Origin of the sequence: Pseudoalteromonas sp. APC 3224 (genome assembly GCF_030407535.1) — a bacterium.
GTDB lineage: Bacteria > Pseudomonadota > Gammaproteobacteria > Enterobacterales > Alteromonadaceae > Pseudoalteromonas.
Genome location: NZ_JASDDF010000004.1, coordinates 130,889 through 149,749, shown reverse-complemented (window position 1 = coordinate 149,749; position 18,861 = coordinate 130,889). Strand labels below are relative to the sequence as shown.

At 40.3% G+C, this 18,861-nt stretch carries 14 protein-coding genes; 11 read left to right on the top strand and 3 right to left on the bottom strand.

What is annotated here, in order from left to right; translation table 11 throughout:
* Positions 1-64 precede the first annotated feature (64 nt).
* The gene (locus QL989_RS03430; protein ID WP_290168243.1) at positions 65-1,483 is read left to right on the top strand and encodes a coniferyl aldehyde dehydrogenase; all 1,419 of its coding nucleotides are present in this window, start codon (positions 65-67) and stop codon (positions 1,481-1,483) included.
* 69 nt (positions 1,484-1,552) lie between these two features.
* Here QL989_RS03430 and QL989_RS03425 read toward each other — a convergent pair whose 3' ends face one another.
* Positions 1,553-2,278: a tetratricopeptide repeat protein gene (locus QL989_RS03425; protein WP_010389004.1), complete on the bottom strand. Its 726-nt coding sequence runs from the start codon at positions 2,276-2,278 to the stop codon at positions 1,553-1,555.
* 310 nt (positions 2,279-2,588) lie between these two features.
* On the opposite strand from QL989_RS03425, the gene QL989_RS03420 reads away from it, so the two are divergent.
* Positions 2,589-3,452, top strand: coding sequence for a DUF6279 family lipoprotein (locus QL989_RS03420; protein WP_290168239.1), 864 nt, complete (start codon positions 2,589-2,591; stop codon positions 3,450-3,452).
* A 109-nt stretch (positions 3,453-3,561) separates the two neighbouring features.
* Positions 3,562-4,575 (top strand): GGDEF domain-containing protein, encoded by a 1,014-nt coding sequence (locus QL989_RS03415; RefSeq protein WP_138607826.1) that lies wholly within the window; start codon positions 3,562-3,564, stop codon positions 4,573-4,575.
* A gap of 12 nt (positions 4,576-4,587) precedes the next feature.
* Here the strand turns inward: QL989_RS03415 and QL989_RS03410 are convergent, their stop codons facing one another.
* Positions 4,588-5,526 carry a LysR family transcriptional regulator gene (locus tag QL989_RS03410; RefSeq protein ID WP_290168234.1) on the bottom strand — a complete coding sequence of 313 codons (939 nt, stop codon included), beginning with the start codon at positions 5,524-5,526 and terminating at the stop codon, positions 4,588-4,590.
* 117 nt (positions 5,527-5,643) lie between these two features.
* Between QL989_RS03410 and QL989_RS03405 the strand changes: the two genes are divergently transcribed.
* From QL989_RS03405 to QL989_RS03385, 5 genes are all read left to right on the top strand, one after another.
* Positions 5,644-6,813 (top strand): efflux RND transporter periplasmic adaptor subunit, encoded by a 1,170-nt coding sequence (locus tag QL989_RS03405; RefSeq protein WP_290168232.1) that lies wholly within the window; start codon positions 5,644-5,646, stop codon positions 6,811-6,813.
* Positions 6,814-6,822: 9 nt separating this feature from the next.
* Positions 6,823-9,972 carry a multidrug efflux RND transporter permease subunit gene (locus tag QL989_RS03400; RefSeq protein WP_290168230.1) on the top strand — a complete coding sequence of 1,050 codons (3,150 nt, stop codon included), beginning with the start codon at positions 6,823-6,825 and terminating at the stop codon, positions 9,970-9,972.
* A complete protein-coding gene (locus tag QL989_RS03395) occupies positions 9,965-11,374 on the top strand; it encodes a TolC family protein (protein WP_290168228.1) in 1,410 nt (469 codons plus the stop codon). The genes QL989_RS03400 and QL989_RS03395 overlap by 8 nt, the downstream gene beginning before the upstream one ends.
* An 11-nt stretch (positions 11,375-11,385) precedes the next feature.
* Entirely contained in the window at positions 11,386-12,411 is a 1,026-nt protein-coding gene (locus QL989_RS03390) for a zinc-binding dehydrogenase (RefSeq protein ID WP_290168226.1), read from the top strand.
* Between the two features lie 292 nt (positions 12,412-12,703).
* On the top strand, positions 12,704-14,959 hold the full coding sequence (locus tag QL989_RS03385; protein ID WP_290168224.1) for an acyl-CoA dehydrogenase: 2,256 nt from the start codon (positions 12,704-12,706) through the stop codon (positions 14,957-14,959).
* Positions 14,960-15,134: 175 nt separating this feature from the next.
* Here QL989_RS03385 and QL989_RS03380 read toward each other — a convergent pair whose 3' ends face one another.
* Positions 15,135-16,073: an integron integrase gene (locus QL989_RS03380; protein WP_290168274.1), complete on the bottom strand. Its 939-nt coding sequence runs from the start codon at positions 16,071-16,073 to the stop codon at positions 15,135-15,137.
* Positions 16,074-16,351: 278 nt separating this feature from the next.
* Here QL989_RS03380 and QL989_RS03375 point away from each other — a divergent pair, with 278 nt between their 5' ends.
* The 3 genes from QL989_RS03375 to QL989_RS03365 all read left to right on the top strand — a co-directional run bounded on the left by QL989_RS03375 (position 16,352) and on the right by QL989_RS03365 (position 18,786).
* A complete protein-coding gene (locus QL989_RS03375) occupies positions 16,352-16,795 on the top strand; it encodes a hypothetical protein (protein WP_290168222.1) in 444 nt (147 codons plus the stop codon).
* Between the two features lie 145 nt (positions 16,796-16,940).
* Positions 16,941-17,501 (top strand): class I SAM-dependent methyltransferase, encoded by a 561-nt coding sequence (locus QL989_RS03370; RefSeq protein ID WP_178957216.1) that lies wholly within the window; start codon positions 16,941-16,943, stop codon positions 17,499-17,501.
* 140 nt (positions 17,502-17,641) lie between these two features.
* Positions 17,642-18,786, top strand: a protein-coding gene (locus tag QL989_RS03365) for an IS3 family transposase (RefSeq protein ID WP_290168271.1) whose coding sequence is annotated in 2 segments (ribosomal slippage) — positions 17,642-17,893 and positions 17,896-18,786 — 1,143 coding nt in all. Because the reading frame shifts where the segments join, the coding sequence is not laid out codon by codon here.
* Positions 18,787-18,861 lie beyond the last annotated feature (75 nt).

Below are 18,861 nucleotides of genomic sequence, written 5' to 3'. Positions count from 1 at the left end.
TTTATTGCTCGTGTGACAGATCAAGGTTATAGTCTTGAAAACGTTATAAATCGAGTAGCCTATTTTGATCACTGACACATTATCTACAGGGTCTTTGCGTTCACAATTTAATGAACTAAAGCACTCTTTTGAAGACACCCCTTATTTACCTATTGAGCAACGCCTTGCTTTACTTAAGCAAGTACGCGCTAACATTGTAACGCTAGAGCAAGACTTGATTGCAGCGGTATCCAAAGATTTTGGTTACCGAACGGCCTTTGATACTTTAGTAGGTGATATTTTGCCTACCATGCAGGGGCTTGCACATATTATTAAAAAGTTACCTCGCTGGTCTAAGCCTAGTCACCGCAGCCCTGGTTTGAGCTTATGGCCCTCAAAAGTAAGTGTAACCTATCAGCCTATTGGCGTGGTGGGTGTGATTGCACCGTGGAACTATCCTATTCAATTGGCATTGGTGCCGGTTATCACCGCGATTGCAGCGGGCAACAGGGTTATGCTAAAGCTCAGTGAATTTACGCCTAATACCAATGCGGTTCTTGAAAAAATATTTATAGGTGAATTAAGCCAACACTGCACCATTATTCAAGGTGGCAGCGAGGTGGCAAGTGAGTTCTCATCATTACCCTTTGCACATTTATTATTTACTGGCTCAACAGCGGTCGGTAAGTTGGTGATGGGCGCAGCGAGTAAAAATTTAACACCAGTCACTTTAGAACTAGGCGGAAAATCGCCAGTCATTGTGTTAGAAAAAGCAGACGTAAATAAAGCCGCTCGTGCTCTATTATTTGGCAAGATGGCTAATGCAGGGCAAATATGTGTGGCTCCTGACTACGTATTTGTTCCTAAAGCATTAGAACATCAGTTTATTAAAGCTTTGTGTACACTTTATAAAAAGCACTTTAAGCAAGGTGTTGAAGGGAAAAACCTGACCTCTATTATTAGTCCAGCTCATTATCAACGTCTGCTAGGTTATTTAGAACAAGCACAACAACAAGGCGCTAAAATAACAAAGCCACTTGAGCAAAACCAACAAGATGCTGAAAAACACCGGATGGGTCTGCATATTGTGACGCACGTCACCGACGAGATGCAATTAATGCAAGAAGAGTTATTTGGGCCTATTTTACCGATTATGAGTTATTACAAATTAGATGATGCGCTTAATTATATTCGACTACGCCATCATCCATTAGCGGTTTATATTTTGGGCCAAGACAAGCAAGCGCAACAGTACATTATTAAGCAAACACTTAGCGGAACCGTTGCCGTTAACGATACATTAATACAAGTAGCTGCCGATGATGTACCATTTGGCGGGGTGGGTTATTCAGGAATGGGGCATTATCATGGCAAAGAAGGCTTTTTAACCTTTAGCCATGCAAAAAATACCTTAGTATCAGGCTCGTTTAATCCGCGTATAGGTTTATTACTCAAACAAAATAAATTACTGATCAAAGTGCTAAAGTGGCTTTATGTAAAATAGCCTGTAGTACTTAAAATAAAAAAGCTGAATGAATCACTTCATTCAGCTTTTTTTAGTTATTTTATTTGCTTAAAACATTCGCCCTTCACCTGCATAAGTACCCGCTAAAATTTTATTATAAATAGCATCGGCTTTTTCTTTAGCTTCAGCGACTTCTTTAGGGAGCATAGTGCGTTCATCAAGTTTACGACTGTGGCTAGCTTGCATGTTACCGTTGTACTCAGCGATGGTATTCCACACATACGACATTTCAAGGTTTTTTGGCATTCCTAAGCCTTCAAAATACATCAAGGCTAAATTAAATTGTGCAAGCGTGTAATTATTAGCGGCGGCTTTTTCATACCATGTTCTGGCGGCTTTATAATCTTGGCTCACGCCATCGCCGTTGGCGTACATTACCCCTAAGTTATACTGTGCTGCAGGAAGGTTTTTATTGGCTGCTTTCTCAAATAAGCTAATAGCCATTTGTTTGTCCAACTTTACGCCGTTGCCTTCATCATACAAAACCGCAAGTGCAAACATTGAATCTACATGATTTTTTTTAACTGCTTGTTGGTAAAGCTCTGCAGCTTTGTAGTAGTCGCGAGTAACTCCATGTCCGCCCTCGTATAACTTACCTAGTTCGTAAATACCTGGGGCATAGCCTTTGTCTGCAAGGTAATTAAACTCTTTTAGTGCTTCCTCAAATTGACCTGCGTTTGCTGCTATTATGCCTTCCTCAAGCCCTGCATAAGCATAAGGTGTAGCAAGTATAATGCCCGCAAAGAACATTGCTTTTAAATTAGACTGTGACATATGCATGTCTCCAAATTAGTTATCGTTGTCGGTAAGCATCATAACGGTTAATCATTTACTTATTACTCGAGTAGGTAATAAATTATGAGCTAAATCAATAACGCCAACGTTTATAAATTAGATATACAAACGTATTAACAAGTAGTTTTAACTATAGCTCAAAAATTCTAAACTTAAGCACATAGCTATGATATAAATTGCGTTAGCTTGCGATTCTATAGAAAAATGAAAAAAATAAAAGCAAGCAGTAGCTTACATAATTACTTATGATGATTTTGGCAACTAAAGCATCATACAACGGGGTCTTTTCATGTTAAATAATTTAAAAAATATAAAACTAAGTAAAATTATTTTTATAACCAGTTTGTTATTTATTGCCAGCTGTTCAACGTCATTTGCCTATAACAACCTAGGTTGGTTATCGTCATTTTGGATTGATGATTACGTTGATCTGAATAAAAGCCAATCTAAGCAGTTAAAAGCGATTATTAACGATACCCGAGATTGGCATCGTGAAGTTGAATTACCAAAATATAAAGCCGATTTACTCGACCTAAGACAATTGCTAAACAATGAAGCCGATACTGCGCAGTTGATGGATAAAATAACCCAAGTGAAGCAGCATTGGCGAAACTTGCTGTTGCATACTAGTGCCCCTTTAATTAAGTTAGCGCTGACCTTAACCCCATCACAGCGCAGTGAAATGGTAGAAAATATTCGCGAGCAAATTAATGATGAAATCCAAGAGCATGCCTCATTAACTCAAGACGAGCACCAGCAACAACGCTTAGAGAGACAACTAGATTACTACAAGCAGTGGCTTGGCAAACTCACTTCTGAGCAGCAAACGCTCATATCACAAGCTAACAGTGAGCATACCCCTACCAGTGATTTATGGCAGGACTATAAACTAACTCGTTTAGCCGCACTTGAAGCCCTTTTTAGGCAGCAAACACTTAGCGAGGCAGAGTTTACCCAGCAATTACACACCATTATCACTGATCGTGAGCAATATATGAGTAATGAGCTGCGTGAACTAAATGAGCAAAACTTAAAAGCTTATGCGCATTTGCTACTCAAGTTAAACAAAACGCTGAGCGCTAAACAGTTATCGCATGTTAATGAAGAATTTGCAGATTTAGTGGGTACTGTTAATGAATTGATTATGGAATAAACGTTTCACTAATTCTTTTGGCTTGTTTTTTCTGAATTGTTTAAGCTTAAAATTGTGATTTTTGCATTTCATTGTTAACATAAGCTATCAAAAATATTTTAAGTTATCCATGGATATAGCTGCACTCAATAGTACAAAAACGCTACGCAAGCACGTTCTTAAATGGATGTGTATTTGCTTTGGTTTTTTGTCATTGGTGTTTGCCGGTTTTAATTTATTGGTAAATAATTTACCCCTTGTTGGTGGTCTCGAAGTCGGCTTTTCCTTGTTATGCTTATATATATTTAAGCACTCGCAAAAACATTACCCTAAGCGCTGGCATGCCATTACCATGTGCTTAACTATCTCTTTAATTGTGTTATGTGGCACCTACTTAGCCCCTCCTAAAAACGGCCTGTTTTTGTGGACATTTATTTTACCTATTCTTTACTACTTACTGCTTGGTAGACGTTACGGGTTATTTTTGTCTGCGGCATTACTTGTTTTACAGCTGGTGGTGTTATCTCAAAAACTGCCACATTCATCGTTTTCAGCATTTAACATAGGACTTAACTTATTATTTGTATACATAAGCATATGGGCTATATCTCATGTTTTTGAAGGTAATAGAGCTGATTTTTCGAAGCGTTTGAAAAATTTAGCGTTACTCGATCCCCTTACTGGGGCTGGTAACCGTTTATCAATGAACCAGTTTTTTGAGGTAGAGATTAAAGATAAATCACAGCTTTACTTATTTTTACTTGATTTAGACTACTTTAAACAAATTAATGATCAGTATGGGCACGATGTTGGCGATAAAGTATTGGTTGAGTTAGCTACATTATTGCGCGGCACTTTTGCAAAAGGGTATGTGTTTAGAGTGGGAGGTGAAGAGTTTTCACTAATGAGCAACTTTGATAGTCCGCAAGCAGCCTTAGCAATGGCAGAAAAGTTAAGACTCGCAATACAAAATAAGCACATAGTCGCTAATGGTGAAACCATTAATTTAACCGCCAGTTTAGGCGTTGTACAATACCAGCAACAAAGCCTAAGTGAACTAATCGACTTGGCCGATAAGCAGCTTTATAAAGCTAAAGAGACTGGCCGTAATGGGGTCTGCACTGATATTTTAGCGCTGGCTTAAGTTTTATAGCGGCTAATACATTTGTTCAAAGTCTGGAATACTGTTTTCCCAAATCGGTCTTTCTTTACCAATATATTCGCGTACGGCATCAAAAAATAACCGGGTTCTTACCGGTAAATCACGATGTGGGTATACCGCATACATGGCACTGTGCTCCATTAATTTAAGATCCGTCAATAAAGGCACCAGTTGTCCATCAATCACTTCTTTATCTAATATAAACGCGGGGGCTAAAACGTAAGTGGTTCCGGAGAGTGTTTTCATTAATAGTGCTTCAGCATCATTGGCTCTAAATACACTTTTAATTTTTTGTTCGCATTGTTCACCAAGGTGGTTGTAGTAACTTACTCCATCAACTCGCAGTGAACTACTTGCGTAACTAGCGGCGGGTAATTGTGCTAAATCAGTTATGTTTTTCGGCATTCCATAGGTTTCGATAAATGCAGGGGAAGCTAAAAGTAATAAACGATTACGCGCAATCTTTCGAGCAATTAAAGAGGAGTCTTTTGGCTCACCCACTCTAAATGCCAAATCAAATCCTTCTGAGACAATATCCACAAGCCGATCATCTAAACGAAGTTCTACTTCCACTTGCGGAAAGCGCTTTTGGAAATCGTTGATCACTGGTTGTAGATAACGCCGACCAATTAAAGTCGATGAGGTAATTTTTAATACGCCACGAGGTTCTAAGTGATAATTCTCTGCCATACGCAGGATATCGCCGAGTAGGCTTCGTAACTCGTCCGCTTTTTTTATCATTTCAGCGCCTGCTGCGGTAAGTGAAAACGAACGGGTGGTTCGATTTAATAGCCTCACGCCTAGCTCATCTTCTAAACGGCTAATTTGTTTAGAGATCACGGAACGATCAATGTTGCGTATTTCAGCAGCTTTAGCAAATGATCCCTGCTCAACCACTTCAAGCAGCATTAAGAGTCGGCTTGTTGTATCCATTATTGCACCATTGTGTCACTTTGATGCCATTTTGGCACTAATGAATTTAAAAATCTATTGTTTTTATCAACAAGTATGTTCCGTATTATGTATCGCCTAATTAACAGGAGCGTCGTTATGAACAAACACTTAGTTGCTACAGCCTTATCTGTTGCATTAATTACTCTGACCGGTTGTGCTGAAGAAAGCACAGCGCAATCAGCACCCGCACAACAATATCAAGCTATTGATGTAGCCCAAGTCCTGGTCAAGCCTGTACAAAGTTGGCATACCTATACAACGCGCTTAGAGTCACCGCAAAAAGTAGCATTAATGCCGCGTGTATCAGGCATTATTGAGCAAATTGAATTTAAAGAAGGGGATGCTGTTAAACAAGGTGATGTGTTATTTCGCCTTGATGATCGTTCATTTAGAGCCACGGTAGCTAGTTTACAAGCTCAGGTTAAAAGTGCACAAGCGGCTCTTGAACAAGCAAAAAGCGAAGCATCACGTGCAGTGCGTCTAACTGAGCGTAAAGCAATTTCTACAGAACAAGCACAAGCTCGTACCTCAACGTTGCGTCAGCGTGAAGCACAACTTGCTGCACTTAAAGCTCAGCTTAAAGCCGCAGAACTTGATTTAGAGTTTACCTCTGTGGTTTCACCTATTGATGGAATTATCTCTCGCGCAAACATCACTAAAGGTAACAACGTCCTTGCCGGGCAAAGCGTGCTCACTTCAATTGTTTCAAATGACAAAATGTATGCTTACTTTGATGTCGACGAACGTACTTGGAACAATGCATTTGATGATGTTACTGCATCAAGCAAGCAACCTGTCGTTATGCAAAAAGTAGGGCAGAGTGATTTTAATTACAACGGCCACATCAACTTTATAGATAACCAAATTAATGCTTCTACTGGCACATTACGTGTACGAGCGGTATTTGAAGATCGTAGTAACGAGTTACGCTCAGGCTCTTTTGCACGGATTAAATTGGCTGCCAATGCAATACGCGAAGCCGTCATTATTCCAGATAGAGCTATTGGTACTGATTTAAAAAATCGTTTTGTTCTTACTGTGGGCGAAAATAATGTACTGCAATATAAATTGGTTACTGTAGGTGAGCGCTATGGCGCATTACGTGCCATTACCTCTGGCCTTGAACAGGGTGATGTGATTGCCGTGAATGGGCCAGCTCGCGTAGGGCCGGGCATGCCAATATCACCAAATAAAGTGACAATTAATACCCAAGGTGTGGCATTTACACTCACTGCTAACCCTGCCGATTTAGTTGCTAAGCAATAAGGTTATTAAATGAAATTTTCACACTTTTTTATCCAGCGACCGATTTTTGCGGCCATGCTGTCGCTGATTATTTTGATTGCGGGTGGCATTTCTTTATTTCAGCTGCCAGTCAGTGAATACCCAGAAGTTGTGCCACCCACAGTGGTAGTGACAGCCAGTTACCCGGGCGCAAACCCAACGGTTATTGCACAAACAGTGGCAACACCGCTTGAACAAGAAATAAACGGCACTGAAAACATGTTATATATGTTTTCACAAGCGACCAGTGACGGGCGCATGACTTTAACCGTAACATTTGCCTTAGGGACGGATTTAGACCGTGCTCAAGTACAAGTGCAAAACCGAGTAAATAGTGCATTACCGAGGTTACCACAAGAGGTGCAGCGTTTAGGGGTAGTTGCTGAAAAGTCATCACCCGATTTAACCATGGTGGTGCATTTATATTCACCCCAAAATAGCCATGATACGGCGTATTTATCAAATTATGCCGATTTAAACATTAAAGATGAAATAGCACGTTTACCTGGCGTGGGTGATATTCAGTTATTTGGTGGTGGTAAATATGCTATGCGTGTGTGGTTAAATCCAGATGCATTAGCAGCACGTGAGCTTACAGCAACCGATGTTGTGGCTGCTTTGCGCTCGCAAAATCAGCAAGTTGCAGCGGGTAGCTTAGGTGCTCAACCAATCTCTAACGATAGCCAATTTCAAATTTTATTAAACGTGAAAGGCCGCCTAAATAGCATTGAAGAGTTTAAGCAGGTCATTATTAAAGTAGGTGAGCAAGGGCAACTTACGCGTTTGTCAGATGTGGCGCGTGTTGACTTAGGCCAAGACTCTTACTCACTGCGTGCTGAACTTGATAATCAACCTGCATTGGCAATGCCAATATTTCAACGCCCGGGTTCAAATGCCATTGAGCTTTCAGATCAGGTGCGTGAAACCATGGCACGTTTATCGAAAGACTTTCCTGAAGGTGTTGAATACGACATTGTTTATGATCCAACGGTATTCGTTCGTGGCTCTATTGATGCGGTAATAGCGACATTGCTTGAAGCAATCGCATTGGTTGTTATTGTAGTTATTGTATTCTTACAAACGTGGCGCGCATCTATTATTCCGCTTATAGCTGTGCCAGTTTCACTCATTGGTACCTTTGCTGTAATGCAATGGCTTGGTGTTTCTATTAATACCTTATCGCTATTTGGTTTAGTACTGGCTATAGGTATTGTGGTTGATGATGCGATTGTAGTGGTGGAAAATGTTGAACGAAATATAGAAAACGGCTTATCGCCGCTTGAAGCAACACGCGTTGCAATGACAGAGGTAACCGGCCCAATTATTGCGATTGCATTGGTATTGTGTGCGGTATTTATTCCAACGGCCTTTATTACTGGACTTTCTGGACAGTTTTATAAGCAATTTGCTTTAACCATAACTATTTCAACAGTTATTTCAGCGTTTAACTCACTGACATTGTCGCCGGCGCTAGCAGCCTTATTGTTAAAATCGCACGACGCAAAACCAGATGCGTTTACCCGCTTATTAGATAAGTTATTTGGTCGCTGGTTATTCAAGCCATTTAATCGACTGTTTAACCGTGGTGCAACAGGGTATGAAAAGCTAGTACAAAAGCTTATTCGTATGAGCGTGGTGGTAATGGTTGCCTATGTTGCTTTAGTTGGCGGTACGATTAAGCTGTTTGACGCGGTACCTGGTGGCTTTATACCACAGCAAGATAAGCAATACTTAGTTGCCATTGCGCAGCTACCAGATGCAGCAAGCTTAGACAGAACTGAAGCGGTAGTAAAACAAATGCAGCAAATAGCGCTCGAGGTTCCAGGTGTTGCAAACACTGTGGCGTTTCCAGGCCTATCTGTAAATGGTTTTACTAATAGCCCTAATAGCGGCATTGTGTTTACTCCATTGGCGCCTTTTGCAGAGCGTACCGATCCGAGTATGTCGGCTTCGGCTATTGCGGCGCAGTTAAATCAGCGTTTTGCGGCAATTGATGAAGCGTTTGTGGCTGTATTTCCGCCACCGCCAATTCAAGGATTAGGCACTACAGGTGGCTTTAAGCTGCAAATTGAAGATAGAGCAAATAAAGGCTTTGAAGCATTATTTAATAGCTTGCAATCAGTGATTGCTGCGGCGCAAAAAGATCCGGCGTTAATGGGGCTGTATTCAAGCTTTAGAATTCAAGTACCGCAAATGGATATTGATATTGACCGCGAACAAGCACTTATCCAAGGTATTGCGCTTGATGAAGTATTTAACTCATTGCAGATTTATTTAGGCTCAGTGTATGTAAACGACTTTAATATGTTTGGTCGTACCTACCAAGTAAATGCTCAAGCAGATGCTGAATTTAGGGTAGACCCAGAGCAAATACTAAACCTAAAAGTACGTAATCGTGCAGGTAATATGGTGCCACTAGGCTCAGTGCTTACGGTAACGCCAACTATAGGCCCAGATCGTGTTATGCACTACAACGGTTACCCAAGTGCTGAACTTAACGGCAGCCCAGCGCCAGGTTACAGCTCAGACCAAGCGCAAACAGCGATTGAAAATGTACTGGCGAAAACGCTACCTACTGGGATTGAATATGAGTGGACTGAGGTAACGTATCAGCAAGTACTTGCTGGTAATACTATGGTGTACGTGTTCCCACTGGTGGTATTGCTCGTGTTTATGGTATTGGCAGCACAGTATGAAAGCCTACGTTTACCACTGGCCATTATTTTAATTGTACCTATGACTATTTTCTCAGCGTTATTAGGGGTGTGGTTGGTAGGCTCAGACAACAATATATTTACCCAAATAGCGTTAATTGTACTGGTGGCACTGGCCTCTAAAAACGCCATTTTAATGGTGGAATTTGCCAAAGATAAACACGACACTGGATTATCGCACCTTGAGGCTATGTTGGCAGCGTGCCGTATGCGTTTACGTCCTATTTTAATGACCTCAATTGCCTTTACCGCGGGTGTTATTCCGTTAGTGTTGGCAACCGGTGCCGGTGCTGAAATGCGTCATGCAATGGGTAACGCAGTATTCTCAGGTATGATTGGTGTGACTGTATTTGGGCTATTATTTACGCCAGTGTTTTACATGCTGGTGGTAAAAAAGCAGCGCGCTGAGGAGTCTTCAAATGACTAAATTACATTTAAACAAATTTAAAAAGCCGGCATTTTTAGGCTCAGTGTTAGCGATTGCAGTGTTATCTGGCTGTGCGAGCAAAATAGATACAGCAGCTGAGCAACAACAAGTAAACGAGTTTGTTGCCCAAGCAATATCGGCAGAACAGTATGTTGGTGAAGATGAGCAAAACTGGTGGTACAAGTTAGGTTCAGCGCAATTAAACCAGCTTGTTAGCAACGCATTAGCTAATAACTACGACTTACAAACGAGTCAGTTAGTGCTTAAAAGTGTGTTGGCACGTATTGGTGAACAACAAGCACAATACTTACCGCAAGGCGGTGTTGAGGTTGGAACTAAACGAAGTGGACTAGGCGATACCAATAGCCGACAGTCAAGTGCAAATGTTGCACTTGACTGGCAGCTCGACTTATTTGGTCGAATAACTGCACTCGTTGATGCCGCAAATTCACAAGCTATGAGCCAAGCAGAGCAAGTTAGGCTATTACAAATTGAAGTTGTGTCATCTGTGGTTAAAGGGTTTGCCAGCTATCAAGGCAACCTGCAAAAGCAACAAATTATTGAAATGCAAATAGAAGCACTTGAACAAAGCATTCAAGTGCTGCAGGCGCAAGTAGATGAAGGTGTGGCAAATGAGCTTGATTTAAACCGCACCATGGCGCAACTTAGGCAGCAACAAGCGCTCATTCCGGCGATTGAATATGCTAAGTTTCGTGACTTATCTACGCTGGCGGTATTAAGTGCACAACCAACGCAATCACTGAGTATTAAAGATGAACGTGCTGTATTGAGCAAGGCATTTCAAGTGTCACTAGCAAAGCCAAATCAGGCTATTGCACTAAGGCCTGATATTAGCCGTGCATTATATGACTTTAGCCAAGCAAATAGTTTAAGTGTGGCAGCCAGTAAAGCTCTATTACCCGATATCAGCTTAAGTGGTTTTGCAGGCGTGCTAAGTTTGGGCAGTAATGGTTTTAGCGACACCCAGCAGCAGTGGCAAGTTGCACCACAAGTACAATGGTCTTTATTGAGTTATCCTGCGTTGTTGGCTCAGCGTGATGCGCAGCAGTTTTTAAGTCAAGCTGCTTATACTGACTATCAACAAGTTGTGTTAAAAGCGATTAACGAGAGTGAACTTTCATTGCAATACTTGGTCAATCAAGCACAGCAATCGCGTTTTGCTGAGCAGCGGTATCAATTTGCTAATAATGCATTTTTGCAAGCACAAGCAATGTATGAAGAAGGGCAAATTCCTTACTTAGAGTTGTTAGATGCACGTCAGGATGTTTTAATAGCACAAGAAAATGCCGTTGATTCAACTATTTCATCGTTACTGGCTAAGGTAAATGCTTACCAGTCATTTAATGGACGATGGAGTTACGCGTTAAGTAGTACTAACTAGTAGAGTTTTTGATGCCTAATACTGTAGTTACAAACCCAAATACTATTCCTTCATCTATGCAGGCTATTGCCTTAATAGAGCCTAATGAGGATATTAACTTAACGGATATACAATTACCTGTGCCTCAATGCACAGGTAATGAGCTGTTAGTAAAAGTGGAGTATGTTGGTTTAAATCCGGTGGATGCGCAATTTGCTAAATCTGGCTTTTGTTTATGGCAGTATCCGCATGTTTTAGGCTTGGATGCAGTGGGTGTAGTGGTTAAAGCGGGTAAAGGCGTATTTCCTGGCGTGGGTGAGCGTGTAATGTGGCACGCTAGTATTGGTGAGCAAGGGATATTGAGCGAATACGCAAAAGTGCCTAATTATGCAGTGTCTATCATTCCCAAGCAATTAGCCAGTGATAAGGCTGCTACTTTGCCCTGCGCCGGAATGGCAGCGCTTATCAGCTTAGATAAATTAGCCGTAACGGAAGGCGATACCCTCTTTGTTGAAGGCGGGGCAGGTGCTGTAGGTCAATTTGCTATTCAATTTGCAAAGCAGCGTGGTGCCGATGTATTTACAACCGCCTCCAAGCGTAACCACAAATTGGTTAAGCAGCTAGGGGCTGATGTAGTCTTTGATTACAATGACAAAGCCTTATGTGACAAAATTCGCCGAGAGCTTGGCCCACAAGGATTTGATGCCGTTATTGATATTATGGGTGGGGAATCGACCATTCAAAATATCGAGCTAATGCGTTTTTGTGGTCGTATTGCTTGTTTAAATCCACTGCCTAATTTTGAACAGCAGCTAATGTACCGTAGAGCACCCAATATTAGTATTGTATCCTTAGGTGGCGCGTGGTTAGCCAATAGCCTATGCGCGCAGCAGCGCATGAGTTTTATGGGTAATTTGTTGCTTGAAACGGTCTCTAATGGCGAAATAATTCCTCCAGAAGTATTAGCTGTTGATTTTAACGCGAAGGCTGTTTCTAGCGCATTAAACAACCAGTTAGCAGGTGGTTTTACAGGTAAACAAGTGGTTAAAATAAGCTAGGTTTACTCACATTCCCATATTTAAAAAGCGCAGCCTAATTTTAGGCTGCGCTTTTTTGTTTCTACTTTATTACCAAATCCGTATTTGCGGCGCCAACAACCAGAATTATTAAATTTTTAACAAAAAAAATAATAATTCAGCGTACATGTGTAAGCCTTTTTATTTCAACAGTTTACGTTCAGGTAAAGAAAATAAATTGAAAAAACTGTTAATTAATTGAATAGAGTAATTGATCTAAACCGATTTTTATGACGTAATGTAGGTATTATTTATCTGGTCGGATGAGTTCGTTATGAGTTTACGTACAAAATTAAAAAAAGTATTACCAAGTATTTCAGTTACTGAGCAAGAAGCGCTAGACGCTGGCGATGTATGGCTAGAAGGGTCTATCTACCAAGGTAAACCAGATTTTAGCGCGCTACGCGATGTACCTGCGGCAAAATTAACCGCAGACGAACAAGCGTTTCTAGACGGTCCAGTACAAGAACTACTAGGCATGATTGATGATTCAGTCATTCAAAATGGTATTCATTTACCAAACGACATTTTAGAGTTTTTGAAAAAAGAGCGTTTCTTCTCGCTGATCATCCCTAAATCGTTTGGCGGTTTAGAGTTCAGCCCATACGCTAACTCAACAATTGTAGGTACTATTGCAACGAAAAGTTCAGCTGTTGCGGTAACTGTAATGGTACCAAACTCGTTAGGCCCAGGTGAGTTACTACTTCACTTTGGTACAGAGGAGCAACAAGCACATTACTTACCACGTTTAGCAAATGGTACAGACATTCCATGTTTTGCATTAACCAGCCCAGAAGCAGGTTCTGATGCAGGCGGTATTCCTGATGTAGGTACCGTAACTAAAGGCATGTACAACGGTGAAGAAGTACTTGGCCTAGAAATTACATGGGACAAGCGCTACATTACACTCGCACCAATTGCTACTGTACTTGGTTTAGCGTTTAAAGTAGTTGATCCAGATGGTCTACTAGGTGGCAAAGAAAACCTAGGTATTACTTGTGCACTTATTCCAAAAGAGCACCCTGGTGTAGAACTTGGTAACCGTCATGATCCTATGGGTATCCGTTTTTACAACGGTACAACACGTGGTAACAAAGTATTTGTACCAATGGACTTTATTATCGGTGGTCAGAAAAACATCGGTCGCGGTTGGCAAATGCTAGTTAGCTGTTTAGGCGCAGGTCGTGGTATTTCATTACCAGCATTAGGTGTAAGTACAGCACAAGTTGCATTTAAATCTGCTTCTGAATACGCAGCAGTGCGTGAACAGTTTGGTTTATCAATTGGTCAATTTGAAGGTATTCAAGAAAAGCTAGCTGATATCGCAGGTAAAACATACCTACAAGAAGCAATGCGAGTATTGACAACTGAAGGCTTAGGCATGGGCTTAAAACCATCGGTAGTAACTGCAATTGCTAAATACCATATGACAGAGCTTGGTCGTGATGTGCTTGACTCAGCAATGGATATTCAAGCGGGTAAAGCAATTCAGAATGGTCCTCAAAATACACTTGCTAGCGGTTATGTGGCGCAGCCAATTGCCATTACGGTAGAGGGCGCGAACATTCTTACTCGTAACCTGATGATCTTTGGTCAAGGTGTTATGCGTTGTCACCCATACTTACAGTCTATGGTTGAGTCTATCCACAGCGATGACAAAAACGCAGATGCAGAATTTAACGGTATTTTACGTAAAACGGTTGGTTACAGCACAGCAAATAGCTTACGTGCATTCCGCTTAGGTGTACTACCATTCACAGCTGGCGCAAACTCTGCGTTACCAGAAGTACGTGACTACGAAAAAGCAGTACATAAATTATCAGCTAAATTAGCTGTATATGCTGACTTCTCGTTACTAGTACTTGGCGGTAAATTAAAGCAAGCTGAAATGCTTTCAGCACGTTTAGGCGATGTAATGAGCTTCTTGTATGCAGCTATGGCATCTATTAAGTATTACGAGCAAAAAGTAGCAAGCAGCGAGCGTGAGCAAGCGGCTCCTTACTTCCATTATGCGACTCGTTTTGCACTACAAAGTGCAGAAGAAGCATTGCACAAGTTCTTAGATAACTTCCCTGCAAGTGGTACTCGTAAGTTCATCCGTTTCATTACCATGAACTACTCAACTAAAATGCCAAAAATCAGCGATGATTTAATCCGTGAACTAGCAAAACAAGCTCAGCTTGATACGGCATTTAAAGCGCAAATAACGCATTTAGTTAAGCCAATTGAAGGTGATGGTCATCACATCAACGAGCAAGCTTACAAAGCTAAAATGGCGTCACTTGAGCTATTAGCAAAAGTGAAAAAAGCGCTACGTGCTAAAACCTTTAAGCCGGGCACGCGTTTTTCAATCACGCTTGAAAATGCACTTGCTGCAAAAGTAATTAACGACGCTGAATTTGTTCAGTTAAGTGATTACAACAAAAAGCGTGAAAAAGCGATTCGTGTTGATGAGTTCGACTTCGATATGAACATCCTAGACGACAACGCACAGCCAGTTAATCCGCTTAAAAGCGTGGTTAACCAATAAAATTCAATAATGCAAAGCGCCTGCAGTTTAGGCGCTTTTATTGATACAAAATTAGTGTGGAGTCCTGCTTGAGTAACATCAAGCGGGGCTTTTTTTATTGGTTTTCAAAGTAGAAATAGATAGCGGTATTGGTCTTAAAGCGAATATGTATGCGTAGAGGATTAAAAAGAGACGCTTATAATCTTGAAAAAGGGCTAACAACCCCGTTGGCACCTTGTTGCGGTACATGGGTATATATTTGTGTGGTTTTAACATCAGAATGGCCAAGCTGAGCTTGAACAGTTCTTATATCGGCGCCATTTTGCAGTAGATGAGTAGCAAAAGAGTGTCTTAATGTATGAGGTGTTATTATTTTTGTTAATCCTGATTCTTGGACGGCTTTTTTAACCTCTTTTCTAATACAAGAGTGATGAAAATGATGTCGTCTTATTTCACCACTTTGAGGATCTGAACTTAATATATGGGAAGGAAATAAATACTGCCACGCAAGCGATTTTGCGGCACTTGGATATTTTTTTGTTAAAGCATATGGCATCCATACGCCAGAATATTCCGTATTATTTAAATCCAGTTTTAAATAGTCATCAACGTTCAAAATTTGATTTCTCAGCATAGGTATTAGCTCTGTGGCCAGCGTAACAATGCGGTGTTTATTACCTTTTCCATTCCATACTTGAATGCATTTATAATCAAAATCAATATCTTTCACCCTTAATTGCACCGCTTCCATTACTCTTAAGCCACTTCCATACATGAGGGCTGCAATTAAATAATAGCGCTTATTTAAATGAGCCATCAACATTTTAACTTCCTCTGGGGTCATCACTACAGGGAGCTTTGCTTGTTTTTTACTATGGGCAAAATTTAAATTTAATGAGAGTTCTTTTTTTATTATGTGCTTGTATAAAAATGACAATGAATTGAGTGAGGTGGCTTGCGTACGTGGTGCAACGTTTTGCTTTAACACTAAATGTTCTAAGTAGCGTTCGACTTCATTGTCCCCCATTGAGGCGGGATGGCGTTTATTATGAAAATGGATATAAGATGCAATCCATCTTAGGTAGGTATCTACGGTGCGTAATGAATATTGACGAACTAGCATATATTCAGCTATGTAATTTAAAAATGGGAATGTGTTTTCATACTATTACCAATAATAGTGCTGTTTTTATATACAGTGTAGTTGTGATGCACACATATTCAAGAAAATGAGCGGCGCGCGCATTTTCTCTTTTATTGAGAGTTTGAGTGCTAATAAAAAATTATATATAGCAATGTGTTAAGTTATTTGGTAAAAATGATTTATAAAATACATGAGCGTATCGTTGGCAGAAATATGCGCGATGAGCGCACTATAAAATTGTTATGTGCCAGTGCAAAATGGAGTTAGCATTGAGCTTTAGTATTCAATCCAAATTATTAATTAGTGCAGGTATTATTGCCTCCGCTTCTGCTGTATGGCACCTTCTTTGTATTTTTGGCGGCCCTAGTTGGTTCGCATTTGCTCGTGCACCTCAACAGATCATAGACTCTGCGGCTCAAGGAACTTTACTTGCTCCAATTGGAACTATGATCGTAGCAAGTTTAATGTTTGCTTGTACTATTTTTGCTTTTTCTGCGGTTGGTTTAATTCGCAAAGTTCCTCTGCTTAAATCAGCTTTAATTACCATTGCTGTGCTTTGTACGTTGCGTGGTTTAATTGCTATTCCAACCTTTGTTGCTTCTTCGGGTTTAGATATTTGGCAAATTGTAGCAAGCAGCATTTGGTTTTATGTTGGCATTTGTTTTATCGCTGGTAGTATAGAACAATATAGGCTTGGAAAATCAGGCACATAACAAGCAAATTAACAGGACTAAAAACAGCGGGCTATTCGCTTCGCTCCATTTTAGCCCACTATTTTTAGCCCATTATTAGGGCGTTATATTACTCAATGTTTATATGAATTATTGAGTTCAAAATAGACCTTTATGAGTATCCCAAATGAAAACATATGAGACGAAAGATGGTGTTGAAGATTATATTAGAATGTGTGATGGCTATGATAATTCTAAATTTCAAAACGAACTGTTAAATCATTTGAAAGAAGGTTCTAGTCTTCTTGAGGTTGGTATGGGTCCAGGGAATGACTTTGAGTGGTTATCAAATACGTATCGAGTCACAGGAAGTGATTATTCAAAAGAGTTTATTGAAAAAGCCAAAGCTCGGTTTTCCGAGGGAGAGTTTATAATTTTAGATGCTGTTAGTTTAAAATCAGATAAAAAATATGATGGTATTTATTCATGTAAAGTTTATCAACATTTTGAATTAGATTTAATTGAAAAATCTCTAAAAAATCAATTTGAATTGCTTAATGAAAATGGGGTTATTGCTCATTCTTTTTGGATTGGAGATACGGTTTTCGAAGACGGGGACATGAAAGCAATATATCACAATAAAGATCGCTTACTGTCATTAATCAGAGATAGATTTACAATACTTGAAGAAATTGAATATGAAGAGTTTGAGCCTAATGATTCGGTTTTTATTTTAGCAAAAAAGTGAGTCCGTAATATAACAAGCTGTTTAACAAGGACAATGCTCCTCACCCGTTTTAGTGGACACCTCCTCATTACTTTGAGGAGGCTAAAACGCCTAGATATACCCAACCTAGAAAGACATGGTTTTACCCAGTTAATTTTAAAATCAAAGCAGTCGAACTAAGCTTACGAGACGATGTCATGTCAAAGGACGTTGCCGAGGCGCTAGATATTCATCCGTTAATGCTGAGTCGTTGGCGAAAAGAGTATCGAGAAGGTAAGTTTAAAAACGTACCGCGCTATCAAAGCAACAATGAAACAATGAGTAAATTCCCAACAAAAAAAGAGCTGGATAACATTCAAAAGCTTAAGAAAGAAAATGAGCGTCTTAAGCAGGAGAATGACCTGCTAAAAAAGTGGCAACGGTATCTGGCGGAAGTACATCAGAACGATTTGGATTCATCCAAAAATTCGGACAAGCCTTAGGTATAAAATACTTGTGTTCTTGGCTTAATGTTTCGCGTAGTGGGTTTTATGCTTGGCGTGATAGAACAGTGTCAGCTAGAGCGCTGTCAGATGCTAATTTGTTGTTGAAGATAAAGCACGTTTTCAATGTAAATCATCAAACCTATGGTAGCCCACGCGTATTTCATGCGCTAAAAAAAGAAGGTATAAACACAAGCCAAAAACGTGTTGCCCGCTTAATGCGAGAAAACGGTTTAAGAGCCAGAGCCCTTAAGACTTACAGCAAACCGGCGAAGGTGAAGGTGAAGTTCTTTTATAAAGAGATAGAAAACAAACGCAAAGATAGTGAAAAGGCCACGGGGATCAATCAGCAATGGTCTGGCGATATTACGTATTTAAAAGTCGGCGCTCGTTGGCATTACCTTGCTGTGGTTATCGACTTATATTCACGTCGAGTAATCGGCTGGGCGTTTGGTAAAAACAAAACAACAGACCTTACGTTAAAGGCGCTAAGGCTTGCGATAAAGAAACGACAGCCAACAAATAGTGTATTATTTCACACTGACCGAGGCGCAGAATACCGTGCTCACGTTGTACAAAAGTATTTGGCTAGCAAAAACATCAAAGCCAGTATGAATAGGCCTGGGTGCTGTAATGACAACGCAGAAGTCGAGTCGTTCTTTCATTCGCTTAAAGCAGATTTAATTCGAGGAAATAAATTTGAGAGCAGTGGTAAACTATTATCAAAATTAAAGGTTTACCTAAATTATTTTTACAATAGACAGAGATTGCATTCGAGTTTAGGATATAAATCACCTGCCGAGTTTGAATTGGCAGTTAATTGAAACGTGGACGGTGTCCACTTTATCGGGTGAAGATCACAAAAAACAGTTGGTTTTTGCTCGTGCCTCGCTTATTTT